This window comes from Nocardia transvalensis (genome assembly GCF_015477765.1).
Taxonomy (GTDB): Bacteria; Actinomycetota; Actinomycetes; order Mycobacteriales; family Mycobacteriaceae; genus Nocardia; species Nocardia transvalensis_A.
Map to the genome: position 1 here is coordinate 863,848 of NZ_JADLQQ010000001.1, position 19,960 is coordinate 883,807.

General features: G+C 68.9%; 2 protein-coding genes. Both read right to left on the bottom strand.

Going from position 1 to position 19,960, the window contains the following annotated elements; translation table 11 throughout:
• Positions 1-20: 20 nt before the first annotated feature.
• Positions 21-12,305 (bottom strand): amino acid adenylation domain-containing protein, encoded by a 12,285-nt coding sequence (locus IU452_RS03805; protein WP_416382267.1) that lies wholly within the window; start codon positions 12,303-12,305, stop codon positions 21-23.
• 175 nt (positions 12,306-12,480) lie between these two features.
• A complete protein-coding gene (locus IU452_RS03810) occupies positions 12,481-19,827 on the bottom strand; it encodes a non-ribosomal peptide synthetase (RefSeq protein WP_195107416.1) in 7,347 nt (2,448 codons plus the stop codon).
• Positions 19,828-19,960 lie beyond the last annotated feature (133 nt).

Consider the following 19,960-nt stretch of genomic DNA (forward strand, 5'->3'; position numbering starts at 1 on the left):
GGATCTCTCACCGAAATCGGTCAGTCCTGGGCGTCGCCCAGCAGTCGGCGCAGCGCAGGGCCGATCTCCTCGAGAGCCGTGGGGCTCAACAGTTGATCGTGTGTGGTCGGCACCGGATGGTCGACGATGGTGCCGTCCACATACGGTGCCCAGTCGGAGGCGGTGAGGTTGCGGGCGGCGTTGCCGGTGTCACAGGCGGCACGGAAGAACTCGATCGTGCCGTGGAACACAGCGGGCCGGTGGTCGGCGAGCAGTTCGGCCGAGCGAACCGCGCCGCGATAGATCCGCCGCACCTGCTCGAGGGTCAGCGTGATCATGTCGGCGGGGAAGGTCGCATGCAGCGCGGCCAGCGCGGTATCGCTCAGTTCGTGCGGATCGCCGTCCGGCAGGGCATCGGCGGAGATACCGAGTTCGGCGAGGGCGTCGCGCAGGGTGGTGTGGAAATCGGCGACGTCCAGATCCGGATAGCCGTCCAGGATGGCCAGCAGCGCCACCTGTTCGCCCGCGGCCTGCAACTCGGTGGCAATCGCGTGGGCCAGGACCCCGCCCAGCGACCAGCCCACCACCCGGTACGGCCCGTGTGGCTGCACCGACCGAATCTCGGTGATGTAGCGCAGGGCCATGTCCCGCACCGACTCCGGCACATAATCCTCGCTCAGCGCCGGGGACTGCAATCCCCACACCGGGCGCTGCGGCAGATACGGCGCCAGACCCGAATAGGCCCAGGCCAGCCCGTACATCGGGTGGATGCAGAACAGCGGGTCCGCGGTGCCCGACAGCAGCGGCAGCAACACCTGGAACGCCGTATCGTCCAGGTGCTGCGCATCGATGCGGCGCGCGAGACCCGCGACCGTGGGGTCGGTGAAGAACCACGGCATCTCGACCCGGGCACCGGTGAGCTCCCGCAACCGGGCCACCACCCGAGCGACCAGCAGGGAGTTGCCGCCCAGAGCGAAGAAGTCGTCGTCGGCGCCGATCTCGCTGCCAGTGGCGAGCAGTTCCGCGAATGCGGTTGCCACCGCCCGTTCGGTCGCGGTCTCGGGTGCGCGGAAGACGGTGCCGCCCATGGCCTCCGGTGCGGGCAGGGCGCGGCGGTCGAGCTTGCCGTTGGGGGTGAGCGGCAGGGCCTCCACCACCATGATCACGTCGGGAACCATGTAGCCGGTGAGGAATTCGCCCACGGCCGACCGCAGGGCGATCGGATCGGGATGCGAACCGTGGTCGGCGACAACGTAGGCCACCAGCCGGTCGCCCACGCGATCGTCACGGTGCACCAGGACCGCGGCCTGGCCGACACCGGCGCAGCGCAGCAGGGCCGCCTCGATCTCGCCGGGTTCGATGCGGAAGCCGCGCAATTGCACCTGCTGGTCGCTGCGCCCGGCATATTCGAGCCGGGCGGCCGAATCGCGGCGGCCGACGTCTCCGGAGCGGTACAGCCGGGAACCGGGCGGTCCGAACGGGTTCGCCACGAAGCGGGTGGCGGTGAGTCCGGGCCGCCCGAGGTAGCCGCGCGACAGCTGCTCGCCCGCCACGTACATCTCCCCGGGCACACCGGTGGGGACCGGATGCAGGCGCTCGTCGAGCACATGGACCTGCAAGCCCGGCAGCGGATATCCGACGACACTCGCCGGGGTTGCCGTGGACCGTTCGTCCAGCCCCAGGAACGACACGTGCACCGTGGTTTCGGTGATGCCGTACATGTTCACCAGCCGGGCCTCGCGGTGCCGTTCGTACCACGGCGCCAGGCGGCGCGGATCCAGGACCTCACCGCCGAAGACGATGTGGCGCAGCGCGAATTCGCCGGTATCGGCCGCTCGGTCGGCGGCGATCAGTTGATAGAACGCCGACGGTGTCTGATTGAGCACGGTCACGCGCTCGCGGATCAGCAACTCTCGGAACAGGTCCGGGGCGCGCGAGGTCAGATAGTCCACGACCACGACGCTGCCACCGGTGCCGAGCGCGGCCCACAGCTCCCACACCGAGAAGTCGAAGGCGAAGGAGTGGAACATCGTCCACACATCCGTGTCGTCGAAACCGAACAGCGGCTGGGTATTCGCCAACAGCTGCAGCACATTCCGGTGAGTGACACCGACGCCCTTCGGGACGCCGGTGGAGCCGGACGTGTAGATGACGTAGGCAAGGTGGTCGGGGCGTAGCGGGGATCGGCGGTCGGCATCGGTCACCGGCGCGTCGTCGAAGTCCCCCGCTCGGTCGAGCAGCAGCACTGGAATATCGGTGGGGGGCAGCTGCTCTCGCGCCTCGACGGTGGTGAGAACGCAGGCCGGTGCGGCGTCGGACAGCAGGAACTCCTGCCGCTGCCGCGGGTAGGTGGTGTCGACGGGTAGGTAGCCCGCGCCGGACTTGAGCACCGCGAGCAGTGCGACCGGCAGGTCCTCGGTGCGCGGAACCGCCACCGCCACCAGCGATTCCGGGCCTGCGCCGCCTGCGATGAGGGCTCGTGCGAGGCGGTTGGCCCGCCGGTCGAGGTCGTCGAAGGTCAGGGTGCGGCCATCGGAACGGATGGCGATCGCCATGGGGCGGCGGTGCACCTGGTCGTCGAGAAGCTCGACCAGCGACGCGGCGGTGGCGGTGCGCGGTTCGGCCAGTGGTGCATGCCGCTGCGATGCCCGGTCGTCCGCGGTGAGCAGGTCTATATCGCCGATAGCCGCGTCTGCCGAGGTGAGGGCGGTGAGAATGCGCCGGAAGCGGTCGGCGAAGCCGCGCACGGTGGCCTCGTCGAACAGGTCGGTCGCGTACGTCAGCGCCGCGGCGATGCCCTGCGCGGTACCCGTCGCGTCGGTGTGTTCGGCGAGGGTGAGCTGCAGATCGAATTTGGCCGGGGTGGGGACCGCGTCCAGGCCGGATACGGTGAGGCCGGGTAGTCGGAGCTCGGCCGGGGTGAGGTTCTGGAAGGTCAGCATCGCCTGGAACAGCGGATGCCGGGCCGCCGACCGCGCCGGGTCGAGCAGTTCGACGAGCCGCTCGAACGGAACGTCGGCGTGGGCGAAGGCGGCGACGTCGGTGCGGCGGATGCGCTGCAGCAGGTCGGGCACGGTGGTGGCGGGATCGATCTCGGTGCGCAACACCAGGGTGTTGACGAACATGCCGATCAGATCGTCCAGCGCCGCCTCGCCGCGACCGGCGACCGGGGTGCCGATGGCGATGTCGCGGGTGCCGGACAGGCGCGCGAGCAGCACCGCCAGCGCGGCGTGGGCCACCATGAACAGCGTCGAATGATGTTCCCGGGCGAGCTGTTTCAGAGCGGCGTGCAGATCCGGCTCGATCTCGAATTCGATGGTCGCGCCCTGGTAGGAGGCGACGGCCGGGCGGGGGCGGTCGGCAGGCAGGTTCAGTTGTTCCGGGAGCGCTGCCAATTCGCGTCGCCAGTACTCGATCTGCTGGGCCAGCAGCGAGTGCGGATCGTCCTCGGCGCCGAGTGCCCGCTGCTGCCACAGCGCATAGTCGGCGTACTGCACGGGCAGTGGCGCCCAGGCCGGGACCTCTCCGGCCGTCCGAGAGGTGTAGGCCAGCATGAGGTCGCGGGTCAGCGGGCCCATGGACCACCCGTCGGTGGCGATGTGATGCGCCACGACGACCAGCACATGGTCGGTCGGATCGAGCCGGAACAGCGCGGTGCGGAACGGGATCTCGCGGGTCACATCGAATCCGGCCGAGACGACGGCGGCTACCTCCCGCTCGATGCCGAAGGCGTCGACGGGTTTCGGCACGACGTCGACGACGACATCCCGCGTCGAATGGACGACCTGCACCGGTCCGGCCTCGTCCGAGGGATAGGTGGTGCGCAGGATTTCGTGCCGCACCACCAGATCGGCCACGGCCTGTTCCAAGGCGGCCACATCGAGCTCGCCCGAGAGCCGGATCGCGACCGGAATGTTGTACACCGCTGCGGCCGTATCGAATTGGTTGAGGAACCACATCCGCTGCTGCGCGAACGACAGCGGAACACGTTCCGGCCGCGGCCCCGCGATCAGAGCCGGGCGGGGACGATCCGCGGACCGCTCGACATTCGAGGCCAACGCCGCCACCGTCGGTGTCTCGAACAGACTGCGGACCGACACCCGGGTCTCCAGAGCCGCGCCGACACGAGCGGCGACTTGGGTGGCGAGCAACGAATTGCCACCGAGTGCAAAGAAGTCGTCGTCCGCACCGACCCGATCCACACCGAGAACATCGGCATACACCGACGCCACGACCTCTTCGATCGGAGTCGACGGTGCCCGGAACGCCGTCGACTCGAATTCGGGCTCCGGCAACGCCTTCCGGTCCAGCTTGCCGTTGACATTCAACGGCAATGCCTCGAGGACGACAAAGGCCGACGGAACCATATAGGACGGCAAGGCTCGTGACAGTGCGGACTTCACGCGGGGAACGTCGAGGTCGACAGTGGCGGGGACGAGGTAGGCGACCAGACGGTCGCCCGTGCGGGCGTCGTGTTTTGCCAAGACCGCGGCCTGGGCGATCTCCGGTAGGGACAGGAGGGCGGATTCGATTTCGCCTAGTTCGATGCGGAAGCCGCGGATCTTCACCTGAAAGTCGGTGCGGCCGCGGTATTCCAATTCGCCGTCGGCGGTCCACGCGGCCAGGTCGCCGGTGCGGTACATGCGGGTGCCGGGGACGCCGAAGGGGTTGGGGACGAATCGGTCTGCGGTGAGGGTGGGGTGGGCGAAGTAGCCGCGGGCCAATTGGGCTCCCGCGAGGTACAGCTCGCCCGCGACGCCGGGCGGGACGGGATGCAGGCGCGCATCCAGGACGTAAGCCTGGCTGTTCCACTCCGGGCTGCCGATCGGCACCACGGCTTGGTCGGCGTCGGTCACCTCGTGGGAGGTGATGGATACCGCGGCCTCGGTGGGACCGTACAGATTGAACAGCGCCACCTTCGGGTGAGTGGTGCGGAAACGGTGGGCCAGGGCGGCGGGCAGGGCCTCGCCGATGGCCAGGACTCGGCGGAGGGTGGACAGGCCGCTTGTTGCCTGGGTGTGGCCGGTGTCGTCGGCGAGTAGGGCGTCGAGCATGGACGGGACGACGTGCAGGGTGGTCACTCGCGCGCGAGCGATCAGGTCGTTCAGGTAGGCGGGGTCGCGGTGGCCGTCCGAGGTCGCGATGACCAGGCGGCCGCCGCAGGTGACGGCCGACCAGAATTCCCAGACCGACAGATCGAAGGTGGCCGCGGTCTTCAGCAGGACGGCGTCCTCGGTGCCCAGGCCGAATTCCGCTGCCTTCCAGAGTAATTGGTTGACGATCGCCGCGTGTGGCACGGCCACGCCCTTCGGGCGGCCGGTCGAACCGGACGTGAAGATCACGTATGCGGTGTTCTCGGGCCGCAGCGGGGCCACCCGCTCGGTATCGGCGAGGGGAGCGCCGGACAGCGACGACAGATCCAGCCGGTCGATCTCGATCGCTTGCGGGACAGCACAACCCACCGCCGCGTTGGTCAGCACGCATATCGGGTCCGACGTCTCGAGGATGTAGCGCACCCGCTCCTCCGGCTGGTCCGGATCCACCGGTACGTAGGCGCCACCGGCGGCCGTGACCGCGTACATGGCGATCACGAGATCCAGCGACCGGCGCAACATCAAGGCCACCCGTGTCTCCGGTCCCACACCCAGCGAAATCAGCTGCCGTGCCAGACGATTCACCCGGTCGTCGAGCTCGACGTAGGTGAGGGTGTGCGGCGCGTCCGGCCGGGCCGGGTCGTCGACGACCACCGCCGTCACCTCGGGAACCGCCGCGACCGTGGCCTCCAGCAAGCCCGCCAGCGTGGGCCTGCGGAAAATGCCGTATCCGGGTGTGTACAGCGCCGCCGAATCCAGCGGGTAGCCGGTCGTATTCGGGCGGGTCAGGACGCGGTGGCGTTCGTGACAGTCCAGTAGCGGCAGGTCACCCACCGGCGTGGTCGCGTCGGCGGCGACGCCGGACAGGATCCGGGACAGGCGCTGCGCGAAGGTCTCCGCCGTGGCACGGTCGAAAAGGTCGGTGGCGTAGGTGAAGAAACCACCGATGCCCGCAGGACTGCCGTCCTCGGCATAGGCATCGGCGACGATCAGATGCAGATCGAACTGCGACACATCCAGATCCGCATCCACACCTTCGACACTCAACCCCGGCAACTCCAGCGCGGTCCGAGCCAGATTCTGGAACGACAACCCCACCTGGAACAACGGATGATGCGCCGTCGACCGCGGCGGATTCAACACCTCCACCAAACGCTCGAACGGAACATCCGCATGCGCGAACGCCCGCAGATCCGTCTCCCGCTGGCGCACCAACAGATCCGTGAACGACTCCCCACGATCCAGCCGCGTACGGAACACGACGGTGTTGACGAACATGCCGATGAGGTCGTCGAGCTCGGCCTCGCCCCGGCCCGCCACAGGCGTACCGATCGCGATGTCATCGGACCCCGACAACCGCGCCAACAGCACCGCAAGCGCCGCGTGCACCACCATGAACACCGTGGCACCGTGCGCACGCGCAAGGTCCGCGAGTCCGGCATGGGTGGCCGAATCGACCCGGAACGGCACCCGTCCACCGGCCATCGTCGCCACGGCGGGCCGCGGCCGGTCGGTCGGCAGCTCCAGCACATCCGGCAGCCCGGCCAGTTCGCGACGCCAGTACGCGATCTGCTGCGCGGCAATCGAATCCGGATCGGTCTCGTCTCCCAGCACCGCGCGCTGCCACAGCGCGTAATCGGCATACTGCACCGACAGCGGCGCCCACCCCGGAGCCTCCCCCGATGTCCGCGCCGCGTACGCGTTCATCACGTCGCGCACCAGCGGCCCCATCGACGAGCCGTCGGCGGCAATGTGGTGCACGACCACGGCCAGAACGTGGTCGGCGGGCGTGCCCGGCGCGACATCGGCGATCTCCAACAGTCGCACCCGCACCGGCACCTCGCCGGTCACGTCGAACGGTGTCGCCGCCAGCTCATACACCGCGGCGGGCACTTCGGCAGCCGGGATCGATTCGGGCACAACGGGTTCCCGGTCGGAGGCCGGAAGCACGAGCTGAACCGGTCCGTCGGAAGTCTCGGGATAGACGGTGCGCAGCACCTCGTGCCGCTTGATCACGTCATCCAGCGCGGCCGACAGCGCGGCCACGTCCAGTTCGCCGCGCAGCCGCAGCGCGAACGGCAGGTTGTAGGCCGCCGATCCGGCGGTGCCGCCCTCGTCGAACCGGTTGAGGAACCACATCCGCTGCTGTGCCAGCGACAGCGGTAGGTGCTCGGGCCGGGGAATCCCGCCCAGCGGCACGGTGCGACGCCCGTGTGTCTGCGATTCGACGGCCGCGGCGAGGCCCGCGACGGTCGGCGTTTCGAACAGCGCCCGCACCGGTATGCGCGCCTCGAGCAGCGCACCCACTCGCGCGACCACCCGGGTGGCGATCAGCGAGTTGCCGCCGAGTGCGAAGAAATCGTCGTCGGCACCGACCCGCGGAGCCTCGAGTACGTCCGCGAACACACCGGCCACGATCTCTTCGATCGGTGTTGCGGGAGGACGGGATTCGCCGGAAACGAAGGTCGGTGCGGGTAGTGCCCTCCGGTCGAGCTTGCCGCTGGCATTGAGCGGCAGCGCATCCAGTGCAACGATCGCGGCCGGAACCATGTAGGCGGGCAGTGTCTTCCCCAACGCGGTCCGCAGCTCCGCCGGGTCGATTCGGTTGCCGGGCACCGGGACGGCATAGGCGACGAGCTGTTCTCCCAGCGGGGATTCGGTGACGATGGCCACGGCCTGACTGACCGACGGCTGCGCCAGCAGCGCGGCCTCGATCTCCCCCAGCTCGATTCGCTGACCGCGGAACTTCACCTGGAAATCCGTGCGACCGATGTAATCCAGGCGCGGCGGGTGGTCACGCCAGACCACCAGGTCGCCGGTGCGGTACATCCGGGTGCCGTCCCCGAAGGGGTTGGCCACGAACCGATCCGCCGTCAGATCCGGCCGCCGCACGTATCCGCGCGCCAGCTGGTCACCGGCCAGATACAACTCGCCGGACACCCCCGCCGGGACGGGCTGCAAGCGCGCGTCCAACACGTAGACCCTAGTGTTCCACTGCGGCACACCGATCGGCACGCTCGGCCGATCCGCACCGTCGGCCTGCCAGTAGGTCACCGACACCGCAGCCTCGGTGGGCCCGTACAGGTTGTGCACGCGGGCGGTCGACATCGCGCGCACGGCATCGACCGTCTCCGGCGGCAACGCTTCACCGATGACGAAGATGTCGCGCAGGGTCGGGCACGATCCGGCCGGTAGATGCGCCGCGAACACGGTCAGCATCGACGGGACGAAATCGGTGACCGTTACACCCTGCGCCGCAATGGTTTCCGCGACGTACATCGGATCACGGTGGCCGTCGTGCGTGGCAACGACCAACTTCGCGCCAGCACGCAACGGCATGAAGTAACCCCACAGCGACACATCGAACGTCGTCGCGGTCTTCTGCAGGTACACATCGCCTGGACCGAGCGGATACTGCGCGAGCATCCATTCGAGCTGGTTGTGAATGGCCCCATGCGAAACGGCGACGCCCTTGGGACGGCCGGTGGAGCCGGAGGTGAAGATGACGTAGGCGGGATGCTCGGGCCGCAGCGGGCTCCGCAGTTCCTCGTGGCGCACCGGGTCCGAAGAGTAGGCAGCGGTGTCCAGCCGATCGATCTCGAGCAGGTCCGGCCCCTGTTCCGGCTGCGGCACGGCATCGCGGGACGTGGTCAGAATGCACAGCGGCCGGGCTGTGTCGAGGATGTGAGCAATGCGCTCGACCGGATGATCCGGATCCAGCGGCACATACGCCCCACCCGCCGCGACGATGGCGTACATGCCGACCACCAGATCCAGCGACCGCCGAATCGCCAACCCTACCAGAACTTCCGGGCCGACGCCTCGGGAAATCAGCAGTCGGGCAAGGCGATTGGCGCGGGTGTCGAACTCCGCATAGGTCAGCGTCTCGCCCTCATAGGAGACCGCCGATGCGTCCGGGTGCAGCGCCGCGGCCTCGCGATAGCCGTCCAGCAACAAGCCGGGCGTAATGGTGTGTCGAGTGTCGTTCCACCTGTGGAGGATTCGCTTACGCTCGGCCTCCGACAGCAGGTCGACCGCGCCTATCGGCCGCTGGGGGTCGTCGGCCGCCGCGTCCAACATCCGTGCCAGCCGGTCGGCGAAGCCCGCGATCGTGGCCTCATCGAAAAGATCGACCGCATACGTGAACAACGCCGAGAAACCCCCCGGCACACCGCCGTCCTCCCGCGGCACCACCGTCAACTGCAGGTCGAACTTCGCAACAGCACCGTCGAATTCGACGGCCGAAGCAGTCAATCCGGGCAGTTCCAGCCGCGGCCTATCCATGTTCTGGAAGAACAACGCCACCTGAAACAACGGATGATGCGCCTGCGACCGCACCGGATCCAACACCTCGACCAACCGCTCGAACGGCAACTCCGCATGCGAAAACGCCGCCAGATCGGCCTCTTTCACCCCCGCCAACAGCTCAGTGAACGACCGGCCCGAGTCGACACGGGTCCGCAACACCAGCGTGTTGACGAACATGCCGACCAGCCCGTCCAATTCACGCTCGCCGCGTCCGGCCACGGGAGTGCCGATGGTGATGTCATCGGTCCCCGACAGCCTCGCCAACAGTGCCGCGAAAGCAGCATGCACCACCATGAACAGCGACGCCCCGCTGCGCTGCGACAACTCCACCAGCCGGGCATGGGTGCGGGCATCGATCTCGAAGGCGAATTCCGCGCCCCGTCCCGAGGCCACCGCGGGCCGCGGCCGATCGGCCGGAAGATCCAGCCGGTCCGGAATCCCCTCCAAAGCCGCACGCCAATAAGCGATCTGCGCCGCCGCCACCGATCCCGGGTCCGACTCGTCACCGAGCACCACCCGCTGCCACAGCGCGTAGTCGGCATACTGCACCGGCAACGGTTCCCAGCCGGGAGCGGTGCCCGCGCGGCGGGCCATGTAGGCGGTCATCACATCCCGCACCAGCGGCGCGATGGAGGTGCCGTCGGCCGCGATGTGGTGGATGGTGATCGCCAGGACGTGTTCGGTGGCGTCGGAGTCGAGCTCCAGCAGGGCGATTCGCCACGGCATATCGATGGTCACGTCGAAGCCGGCCGACGCGAAGGCCGCCAGCCAGTCGTCGAGTTCCGCCGTGGCGACGGGCTTCGCGGCCAGGTCCGGGATCGCCCGCTCAGGCGGCAACACCAGTTGATAGCCCGTGCCGTCCACGGCAGGATAGATCGTGCGCAGTGTCTCGTGCCGCTCCACCACGTCGGCGACGGCGGCCTGCAGGGCGTCCACGTCGAGGTCGCCGGACAAGCGGAGGGCGAAGGGAATATTGTTCGCCGCCGAGGCGGTGTCGAACCTGTTGAGGAACCACATCCGCTGCTGCGCGAGCGACAGCGGGATGCGTTCGGGGCGTTCCATCGGCGCCAGCCGCAACCGGCCACCGCCCCCGCTCATCGCCTCGACACCGGCGGCGAGTGCCGCGACGGTGGGTGCTTCGAACAGCAGCCGGGCGGGCACGCGGGTGCCGATCTCCGCACCCAGCCGCGCCGCGACCTGGGTGGCGATCAGCGAATTGCCGCCCAGATCGAAAAAGTCGTCGTCGGCGCCGATTTCGGCCGACGGATGCAGTAGGTCCGCGAACACGTCGGCGACCAGCCGTTCGTATTGTCCGGCAGGGGCGCGGAACTGCTTGGCCTGCAACAGCGGAGCGGGGAGCGCGGCTCGGTCCAGCTTGCCGACCGGGGTCAGCGGAATCTCGTCGAGCACCATGACGGTGGTCGGCACCATGTGCGCGGGCAGGCTGCGTCCGGCGAAGGCGAGCAGCTCATCGGTGTCGACGTCCGTTTCGGCGGCGTGCACGTAGGACACCAGCGCCGTTGCACCACTGTCGAGTACGTGGCCGACCGTCACGGCGAAATCGACGGACTCGTGCGCGGCCAGCACCGCATCGATCTCACCCAATTCGATCCGAAAACCCCGGATCTTCACCTGGAAATCGTTGCGGCCCAGATATTCCAGCTCACCATTCGCCGTCCACCGCACCAGATCACCGGTGCGATACAGGCGGGATCCGCCGCCCGAGCCCGCATCCCCGAAGGGGTTCGCGACGAATCGAGAGGCCGTGAGCGACGGGCGCGCATGGTATCCGCGAGCCAGTTGCGCACCGGCGATGTACAACTCCCCCACCGCACCGATCGGCACGGGCGAAAGGCGCTCGTCCAGCACATATTCGGTAATGCCGCGGATCGGCCCGCCGATGGTGACCAACTCCCCGGGCACCAGCGGCGCGCTGATATTGGTCATGATCGTGGTCTCGGTCGGACCGTAACCGTTGTAGAACTCCCGAGCACCCGTGGCGATGGGAATCGCCCAGCGGCGCACCAACTCCGGTGGGCAGGCTTCACCACCGGCCACCACCACACGCAGCTCGTCCAAACCCGCCGGGTCCACCGACGCCAAAGCAGCAGGAGTGATGAACGCGTGCGTCACCCGTTCGCGCCGCAACAGCGCGGCGAGTTCGTCGCCGCCGTATACGCTCGGCGCGGCCACCACCATGGCCGCCGCGCCGCCGATCGCCAACAACAACTCCAGCACCGACGCGTCGAACGACGGCGATGCGAAATGCAGAGTCCGCGAGTGGTTGTCGACGCGGTATCGCTCGCGTTGCTCGTCGCAGAAGCTCGACAACCCCGCCTGCGTGACCACGACGCCCTTGGGCTTACCGGTCGACCCCGAGGTGTAGATGACATACGCCGGATGTTCGGCGCGCAACGGCCGCAACCGATCCGCGTTGGTCACCGGCTCGGTCGAGCTTCGTTCCAGTTGCACGCGGACCGCGCCATCGACGGCCAGCCATTCCAGTCCGCCGGGCAGCCGGTCCCGCACGGCCGACACCGTGAGGCCCAGCGTCGCACCGGAATCCGACACCATATGCGCCACGCGCTCGGTCGGATAGTTCGGGTCCACGGGCACGAAACCCGCGCCGGACTTGGCGACCGCCCACACCGCGACAACCGAATCCACCGACCGCGGAATGCCGACCGCGACCACATCCTCAGGCCCGATACCGCGTTCGATCAGCAGCCGCGCCAAACGGGTCGATAGTTCATCCAGTTCGGCGTAGGTCAGCTCCGCCACCGTGGCCGTGGCGTCGGCGAAAACGACCGCGGCGCCGTCGGGATTCGCCTCGACAGCTATCGCCAGCAATCGCGGCAGGGTGGGGACGCGTGGCCGCCGATTTCGAGTGGGGCGCTGACGGGCGGGGCGCGTCATGCGCGCCACCCGCCCCGGATCCGGCGACTGTGGTCGTGCCTGCCCCGCCGGCCCCCGAATCCGCCCAACATCAAAATGAAACCTTCTTCGTGCCTAAGTAGAACCTCCGCAATCTTGCCTTGCTCGGGCCAATACCGCATCCCTGCTGGTTATGCACGCCCCAGAGATCGGGGTCACGAAGTTTTCAGAGCCGTTGGCTATCGCCGGGCAGCAATTCGTCCACAGTCAGAACAACGTCGGCGGCACCGAAGTTCGGGGACGGAATCGCTCCCTGTTCGATCACCACCGCCCGCAGATCCTCGAGCGGTTCCGGATCCAAGCCCGCGAGCCCATCCCGGTCGGTGAACAGATGCGTCACCCACTCATCGGCCAGCCCCGCGCTGGTCGCCTCCTCCGGCAACACCAGAGCAGCACCCGCGGCACCCGCCGCGACCACCTCGAGGACGCCCGCCACCGCGTCGGCACGCCCCTGACGGAAGGTCCGCGACTCGAAGGTCAGCTCGGTGCGCGACCGCAACCGGTCCACCGCGGCTGCCAGCGCGTCGTAGCCGAGCGTCCGGTCCGCGGCAGCGAAGGCCGGATCGGCACCGCGCAGCGCTCGCGTCCGGTTCGCATAGGTCACCGGCCGCGCCGATTCCCCGGCGATCTCGGCGATCACGTTCGGGTCATCGAGAATCAGCCAATCGATACCGCCCGGCTCACCACCCGGCCGGGTACCCGAGATCGCCACGCCGACCTTGATCTCCAGCGCCGCAGGCAGTTTCGCACCCTCGGCCACCGGAACAACTGCGGCACCGGCCTTCAGCACGGCCCAGGTCGCGACGGCGGCCTCGATACCCCGATCGAGCCGCACGGCCACGCCCACCCCCGGCCCGCAGCCGCGGCCGATGAGCACCCGCGCCAGCCGCGACGAACGGGCGTCGAGCTCCTGGTAGGAGACCGCATCCTCGCCGAAAGCCAGCGCGGGACCGTCGGGATCGTCCTCGACGGCCGCGGCCAGCGCCTGCGCCAGCGCGGTGCCGACGGTCGTGCCGGTGGTCTCGACCGGCTCCGCGCGTTCGGGCTCCACCCGGCGCTCCTGCTCGTCGAGCAGATCGATCGTGCCGACCGGCAGCTGCGGATCGGCGGCCACGGCGGCCAGGATTCGTTCGAAGCGGCGCCCCAGTGCCTGCACGGTCGACTCGTCGAACAGATCCGTCGCATAGGTCAGGACGGTGATCAGCTCGGCCGGCGAGCCATCGGCGTCGTGGCGCGGTTCCACGGTCACCTGCAGATCGAATTTGGCCGCCACCGCATCGGTGTCCAGCGCCGAGATCGTCAGCCCCGGCAGTTCGAGGTTCGGCTGCTCGGTGTTCTGGAACGACAGCACGACCTGGAACAGGCTCTGCGTCCCCGACCGGCCGGGCGCAACCACCTCGGCGACCCGCTCGAACGGGATATCGGAGTTGGCGAATGCGGAAAGGTCGGTCTCCCTGGCCTTTTCGACCAGCGCATCGAAGGTGTCGGAGGTGCTGACACCGGTGCGCAGGGCGAGGGTATTGACGAACATGCCGACCAGGTCATCGAGGGCGCGTTCGCCACGGCCCGCGATCGGGGTGCCGATGGCGATATCCGCACTGCCCGACTGCCGGGCCAGCAGCACCGCCAGCGCCGCGTGCACGACCATGAACAGCGACGAATTGTGTTCGCGCGCAATGCGAAGCAGTCCCTCGTGCACCGCGGCCGGAACCAGGAAGCCGACGGAACCGCCGCGCATCGACGGCACGGCCGGGCGCGGGCGGTCCGGCGCCAGCACCGGCGTCGTGGACAATCCGGCGAGCTGGTCGCGCCAGTAGCCCAATTGCCGTGCCGCGACCGAATTCTCCTCGTCGTCGCCGCCGATGACGGTGCGTTGCCAGATCGCGAAGTCGGCGTACTGCACTTCCAGGGGCGCCCAACCGGGTTCGCCGCCCTGGCTGCGGGCGACATAGGCGGTCACCAGATCTCGCGCCAGCGGTGCCATCGAGGCGCCGTCGCCCGCGATGTGGTGCAGCACCAAGGCGAGCAGGTACTCCTGCCCGGCGTCCAACAGCAGCGCGCGCACCGGGACCTGCTGTGTCACATCGAATCCGATGGACATCAGCTCGGTGATACGCCCGATCGGATCGATGGTGGTCTCCACCGGCAGGCCACCGGGCAGGGCCTCGGCGGCCGACAGGATCTCCTGATACGGCAGACCGCCCGGACCGCTGGCCGGATAGCGGGTGCGCAGCACCTCGTGCCGCTCCACCACGTCGGCGACCGCCTGCCGCAACGCGTCGACGTCGAGCGCGCCGGTGAGCCGGATGGCCAACGGGATGTTGTACGAGGGAGATTCGGGGTCGAGCTGGTTGATGACCCACATGCGCTGCTGTGCCAGCGACAGCGGCACGCGGTCGATGCGCGGCGCGGGCCCCAGCCGCGGGCGGACCGCTCCCGCGGCGGCGCCCGGCACGATGCGGGCCGCGAGCGCGCCGACCGTCGAGGCCTCGAACAGCTCGCGCACCGCGACACCGGCGTCGAGCGCCTCGTTGATGCGGGCCACCGCGCGGGTGGCCAGCAGCGAATTGCCGCCCAGCGCGAAGAAGTCGTCGTCCAGACCGACCTCGCCGACACCGAGCAAGCCGCCGAACACGTCGGCCACGGCCTGTTCGATGGGGGTGCCGGGGGCGCGGAACGCCGCGGAGCTCACGAACTCCGGTGCGGGCAGCGCCTTGCGGTCGAGCTTGCCGTTCGGGGTGAGCGGCAGCACCTCCAGCACCATGATCGCGTCGGGAACCATGTAACCGGTGAGGAATTCGCCGACCTGCTCGCGCAGGACGGCCGGGTCCAGCTGCGCGCCGCTCTCGGCGACGACGTAGCCCACCAGCCGGTCACCGGCGTGCTCGTCGGCGCGCACGACCACCACGGCCTGGCTGACCCCCGGGCACTGCAGCAGTGCCGCCTCGATCTCGCCGAGTTCGATGCGGAAGCCGCGCAACTGCACCTGCTGGTCGCTGCGTCCGGCATATTCGAGCGCGGCCTCGCCGTTGAATCCGGCCCAGCGGCCGATATCGCCCGTGCGGTACATGCGCGAACCGGGTGCGCCGAAGGGATTGGCCACGAAGCGAGTGGCGGTCAGGCCCGGGCGGCCCAGGTATCCCCGCGACAGCTGCTCACCCGCGACGTACATCTCCCCGGCCACGCCCACCGGCGCCGGATGCAGCCGGTCGTCGAGGACATAGGTCTCGAGCCCCGGCAACGCGCGGCCGATGACGCTGGCCGGGCTGTCGGCCAGCCGCTCGTCCAGCGCCAGGAACGACACGTGCACCGTCGTTTCCGTGATGCCGTACATGTTCACCAGCTGCGGCGCATTCGAGGCGTGCCGCTCGTACCAGCGCTGCAGCTGCCGCAGATCCAGGGCCTCACCGCCGAAGACGACGTAGCGCAGCGCGAACTTGCCCTCGTCCGCGTGCGCGGCGCGATCGGCCTCGGCCAGCTGATAGAACGCCGAGGGCGTCTGGTTGAGCACGGTCACCTGTTCGCGAATCAGCAACTCACGGAACAGTTCCGGCGACCGCGAGGTCAGATAGTCGACCACCACGACCGCGCCGCCGTTGGCCAGCGCGCACCACAGCTCCCACACCGAGAAGTCGAAGGCGAACGAGTGGAACAGCGTCCACACGTCGGTCTCGTCGAATTCGAACAGCAGCTGGGTGTTCGCGAACAGCTCCAGGACGTTGCGATGCGAGACGCCGACGCCCTTGGGCAGGCCGGTGGAGCCGGAGGTGTAGATGACGTAGGCCAGATTCCGCGGTCGCAGCGGCGCGATCCGATCCGCGTCCTCGACCGGGGCATCGGCGAAGTTGCCGGACTCCTCCAACAGCACCACCGGAATGTCGGTGGCGGGCAGGGACTCCCGCGCCTCGGCGGTGGTGAGCACGCAGGTGGGCGCGGCGTCGGAGAGCATGAACTCGAGCCGCTGCTGCGGATAGGTGGTGTCGATCGGCAGATATCCGGCGCCGGCTACCAGCACGCCGAGCAGCGCGACGGGTAGCTCCTCGGTGCGCGGAACCGCCACGGCCACCAGGGTTTCCGGCCCGGCACCCTGCGCGATCAGCGCACGCGCCACCCGGTTGGCCCGCCGCTGCAGCTCGCCGAAGGTGAGGGTGGTGTCGCCGAAGCGGATCGCCACCGCATCCGGACGCCGACGCGCCTGCGCGGCAACGAGATCCACCAGCGTGACCGGCGGGACGCCCACACCGGGCGTATTCCATTCGTGCAGCACCAGGTCGCGCTCGCCGGGCGCCAGCACGTCGATGTCACCGACGACGGCAGCCGGGTCGGCGGCCACCGCCTCGAGGATGCGCCGGAAACGGTCGGCGAAGTCCTGCACGGTCGCCTCGTCGAACAGGTCGGTGGCGTAGGTGAACGCTGCCGACATGCCCCGCGGCACACCGTGTTCGTCGATGCGCTCCACCAGCGCCAGCTGCAGATCGAATTTGGCCAGCGGGACCGCCATATCCACCCCGGACACCGCGAGGCCGGGCAGCTCCAGATGGGTCTGCGCCAGATTCTGGAAGGTCAGCATCACCTGGAACAGCGGATGGCGGGCGGCCGAGCGCACCGGGTCCAGCAACTCCACCAGCCGCTCGAACGGCACATCCGCATGCCCGAAGGCCTCGACGTCGGTGTGGCGCACCGCCTGCAGCAAGGCGTCGAAGCGGGTGGCCGGGTCCACATCGGTGCGCAGCACCAGCGTGTTGACGAACATGCCGATCAGATCGTCCAGCGCGGCGTCGCCACGACCGGCCACCGGGGTGCCGACGGCTATGTCGCGGGTCCCCGACAACCGTGCCAGCAGCACCGCCAAGGCCGCGTGCACGACCATGAACAGTGTCGAATTATTCTGATGCGCATGGCGGTTCAGGGCCGCGTGCACACCGGCGTCGATCTCGAAGCCCAGCGTCGCACCGTGGTAGGAGGAGGCGGCCGGGCGCGGGCGATCGGCGGGCAGATCCAATTGTTCGGGCAGCGCGGCCAATTCCCGGCGCCAGAACGCGATCTGCTGGGCCAGTAGCGATTCCGGATCGTCCTCGTCGCCGAGGGCCTCCCGCTGCCACAGCGCGTAGTCGGCGTACTGCACCTCGAGCGGTGTCCATTCGGGCTGGCCGCCGCGCACCCGATCCAAGTAGGCGGTCATCAGGTCGCGGGTCAGCGGCCCCATCGAGAAGCCGTCGCCGGCGATGTGGTGCACCACGCACACCAGCACGTGCTCGGTCTCGGCGAGCCGGATCACCCGCAGCCGCACCGGCGGCGCGACCGTCACGTCGAAGCCGGTGGTGACGGTCTCGGCCACCAGGCGCACGACCTCGGCCTCGTTCGCCTCGACCACCGGAATCTCCGGCACCGCACGGGGATCCGAGCCGGCCAGCACCAGCTGGTAGCCCTCGCCGTCGAGTTCGGGGTAGAGCGTGCGCAGCACCTCGTGGCGCTCCACCAGATCGCGCACCGCAGCGCGCAGCGCGTCCACCTCGAGGCGGCCGGTCAAGCGGACCGCGACCGGAATGTTGTTGACGGCACTGGCCGGATCGAAGCGGTTGAGGAACCACATGCGCTGCTGCGCGTAGGACAGCGGGATGCGCTCGGGGCGCGGCATCGGCCGCAGCTGCTGCCCGGCCGCCGACCCGGCGTGGCGCTCCACCCGTTCGGCCAGCGCCGCCACGGTGGAGGCCTCGAACAGCAGCTGCACCGGGACGCGGACATCCAGTGCCGACCCGATGCGGGCCGCGGCCTGGGCGGCCAGCAGCGAGTTGCCGCCGAGTTCGAAGAAGTCGTCGTCGACGCCCACCCGGCCCGGATTGTCCTCGGTGCCGGGGACGAGCAGCGCGGCGAACACGTCGGCGACGATCTCCTCCACTGGAGTGGAGGGGGCCCGGAATTCCCGTGCCGCGAAGGTGGGTTGGGGCAGCCGCGCCCGGTCCAGCTTGCCCACGGGGGTCAGCGGGATCTCGTCGAGCACCATGATCGACGCGGGAATCATGTACGCGGGCAGCGTTTCCGACAGGAAGTTCACCAATTCGCCGGTGTCGACGGTGGTGCCGAGCCGGGGCAGTACGTAGGACACCAGCGCCGTCGCCCCCGACGGCAGGGTGCGGCCGATGGTCGCGGCGTAGTCGATGTCCGGATGGGTGGTCAGCGCGTTGTCGATCTCGCCCAGTTCGATGCGGAAGCCCCGGATCTTCACCTGGAAGTCCGAGCGGCCCAGATATTCGATGGTGCCGTCGGATTCGTTGCGCCGCACCAGATCTCCGGTGCGATATAGTCGCGATCCCGGATTTCCGGTATCGGCGCCGAAGGGGCTGGCCACGAACCGTTCCGCGGTCAGACCGGGACGTCCCAGATAGCCCTGCGCCAGCGCGGGTCCGGACAGATACAGCTCACCGATCACCCCGGCGGGTACCGGACGCAGCCGCGAATCCAGCACGAACGCACCGACTCCCGCGATCGGGCTGCCGATGGTGATCGGCTCGCCCGGCAGCAGCGGTGCGCTGGAGGTGGCGAGAATGGTTGCCTCGGTGGGGCCGTAGCCGTTGTAGAACAGCCGCTCGTCTCGCGCCCAGCGGCTCACCAGTTCCGGACCGAATTTGTCACCGGCGACGACCACAACCTCGAGATCGTCCAGGCCGGTCGGATCCACCGACTCCAGTGCGCCCGGCGTGATCAGCATGTGGGTGACCTGCTCGCGCTCGAGCAGATCCGCCAGTTCGAATCCGCCGAAGACATCCGAGGGCGACACCACCAGCGTCGCGCCCGAGGAGAACGTCAGCAGCAGTTCGAGCACCGAGACGTCGAAATTCGGCGAGCACACGTGCAGCACACGCGAGTCCTCGCCCACCCCGTAGTGCTCACGTTCGGCGGCCACCAAACCACCCAGCCCCGTGTGGGTGACCACGACGCCCTTGGGGCGGCCGGTGGAGCCGGAGGTGTAGATGACGTAGGCCGGATGCTGTTCGGTGAGCGGACGCACCCGGTCGGTGTAGGAGATCGGGTGCGACGGGCGCTTCGCCACTCGGTCGCGCACCACCGGATCGTCCAATTCCAGCCAGTACACGCCGGTGCCCAGTGCCGGGCGGTGCGCGGAGGTGGTCAGGCCCAGGACCGCACCGGAATCGGAGACGATGTGCGCGATCCGCTCCGGCGGATAGGTCGGATCGACCGGCACGTAGGCGGCGCCGGTCTTGGCGATCGCCCACACCGACAGCACCGACTCGATCGAGCGGGTGATGCCGATGGCGACCACGTCTCCGGCGCCGATCCCGCGCTCGATCAGCTCCCGGGCCAGCCGCGACGAGGCCTCGTCCAGCTCCCGATAGGTGAGTTCGCGCGCATCGGAGGGGTCACCGGTCGGATTGAACCGGATCGCCACCGACTCGGCTGCGGATTCCACGGCGGCGGTGAGCAGCTGTCCGAAGAGCGGGCTGCCCGACCGGCGGCGACGACTTCCACGAGCGGAACGGCGGGCAGTATCCATTCGAGTGCTTTCACCTCTCGCTTCATCAGGTCCGCACGGTCGAACGATCTCGACGCCCCCACGCACGGTCCGAGCAATCATATAGGGGCAAGGGGCGCGACGGTGCTGCCCCGGAACTCCTACTACTCATCGG

Excerpts from the sequence above, each read along its gene's own strand:
- IU452_RS03810 (WP_195107416.1), bottom strand. The coding sequence starts at position 19,827 with ATGGATACTGCCCGCCGTTCCGCTCGTGGAAGTCGTCGCCGCCGGTCG.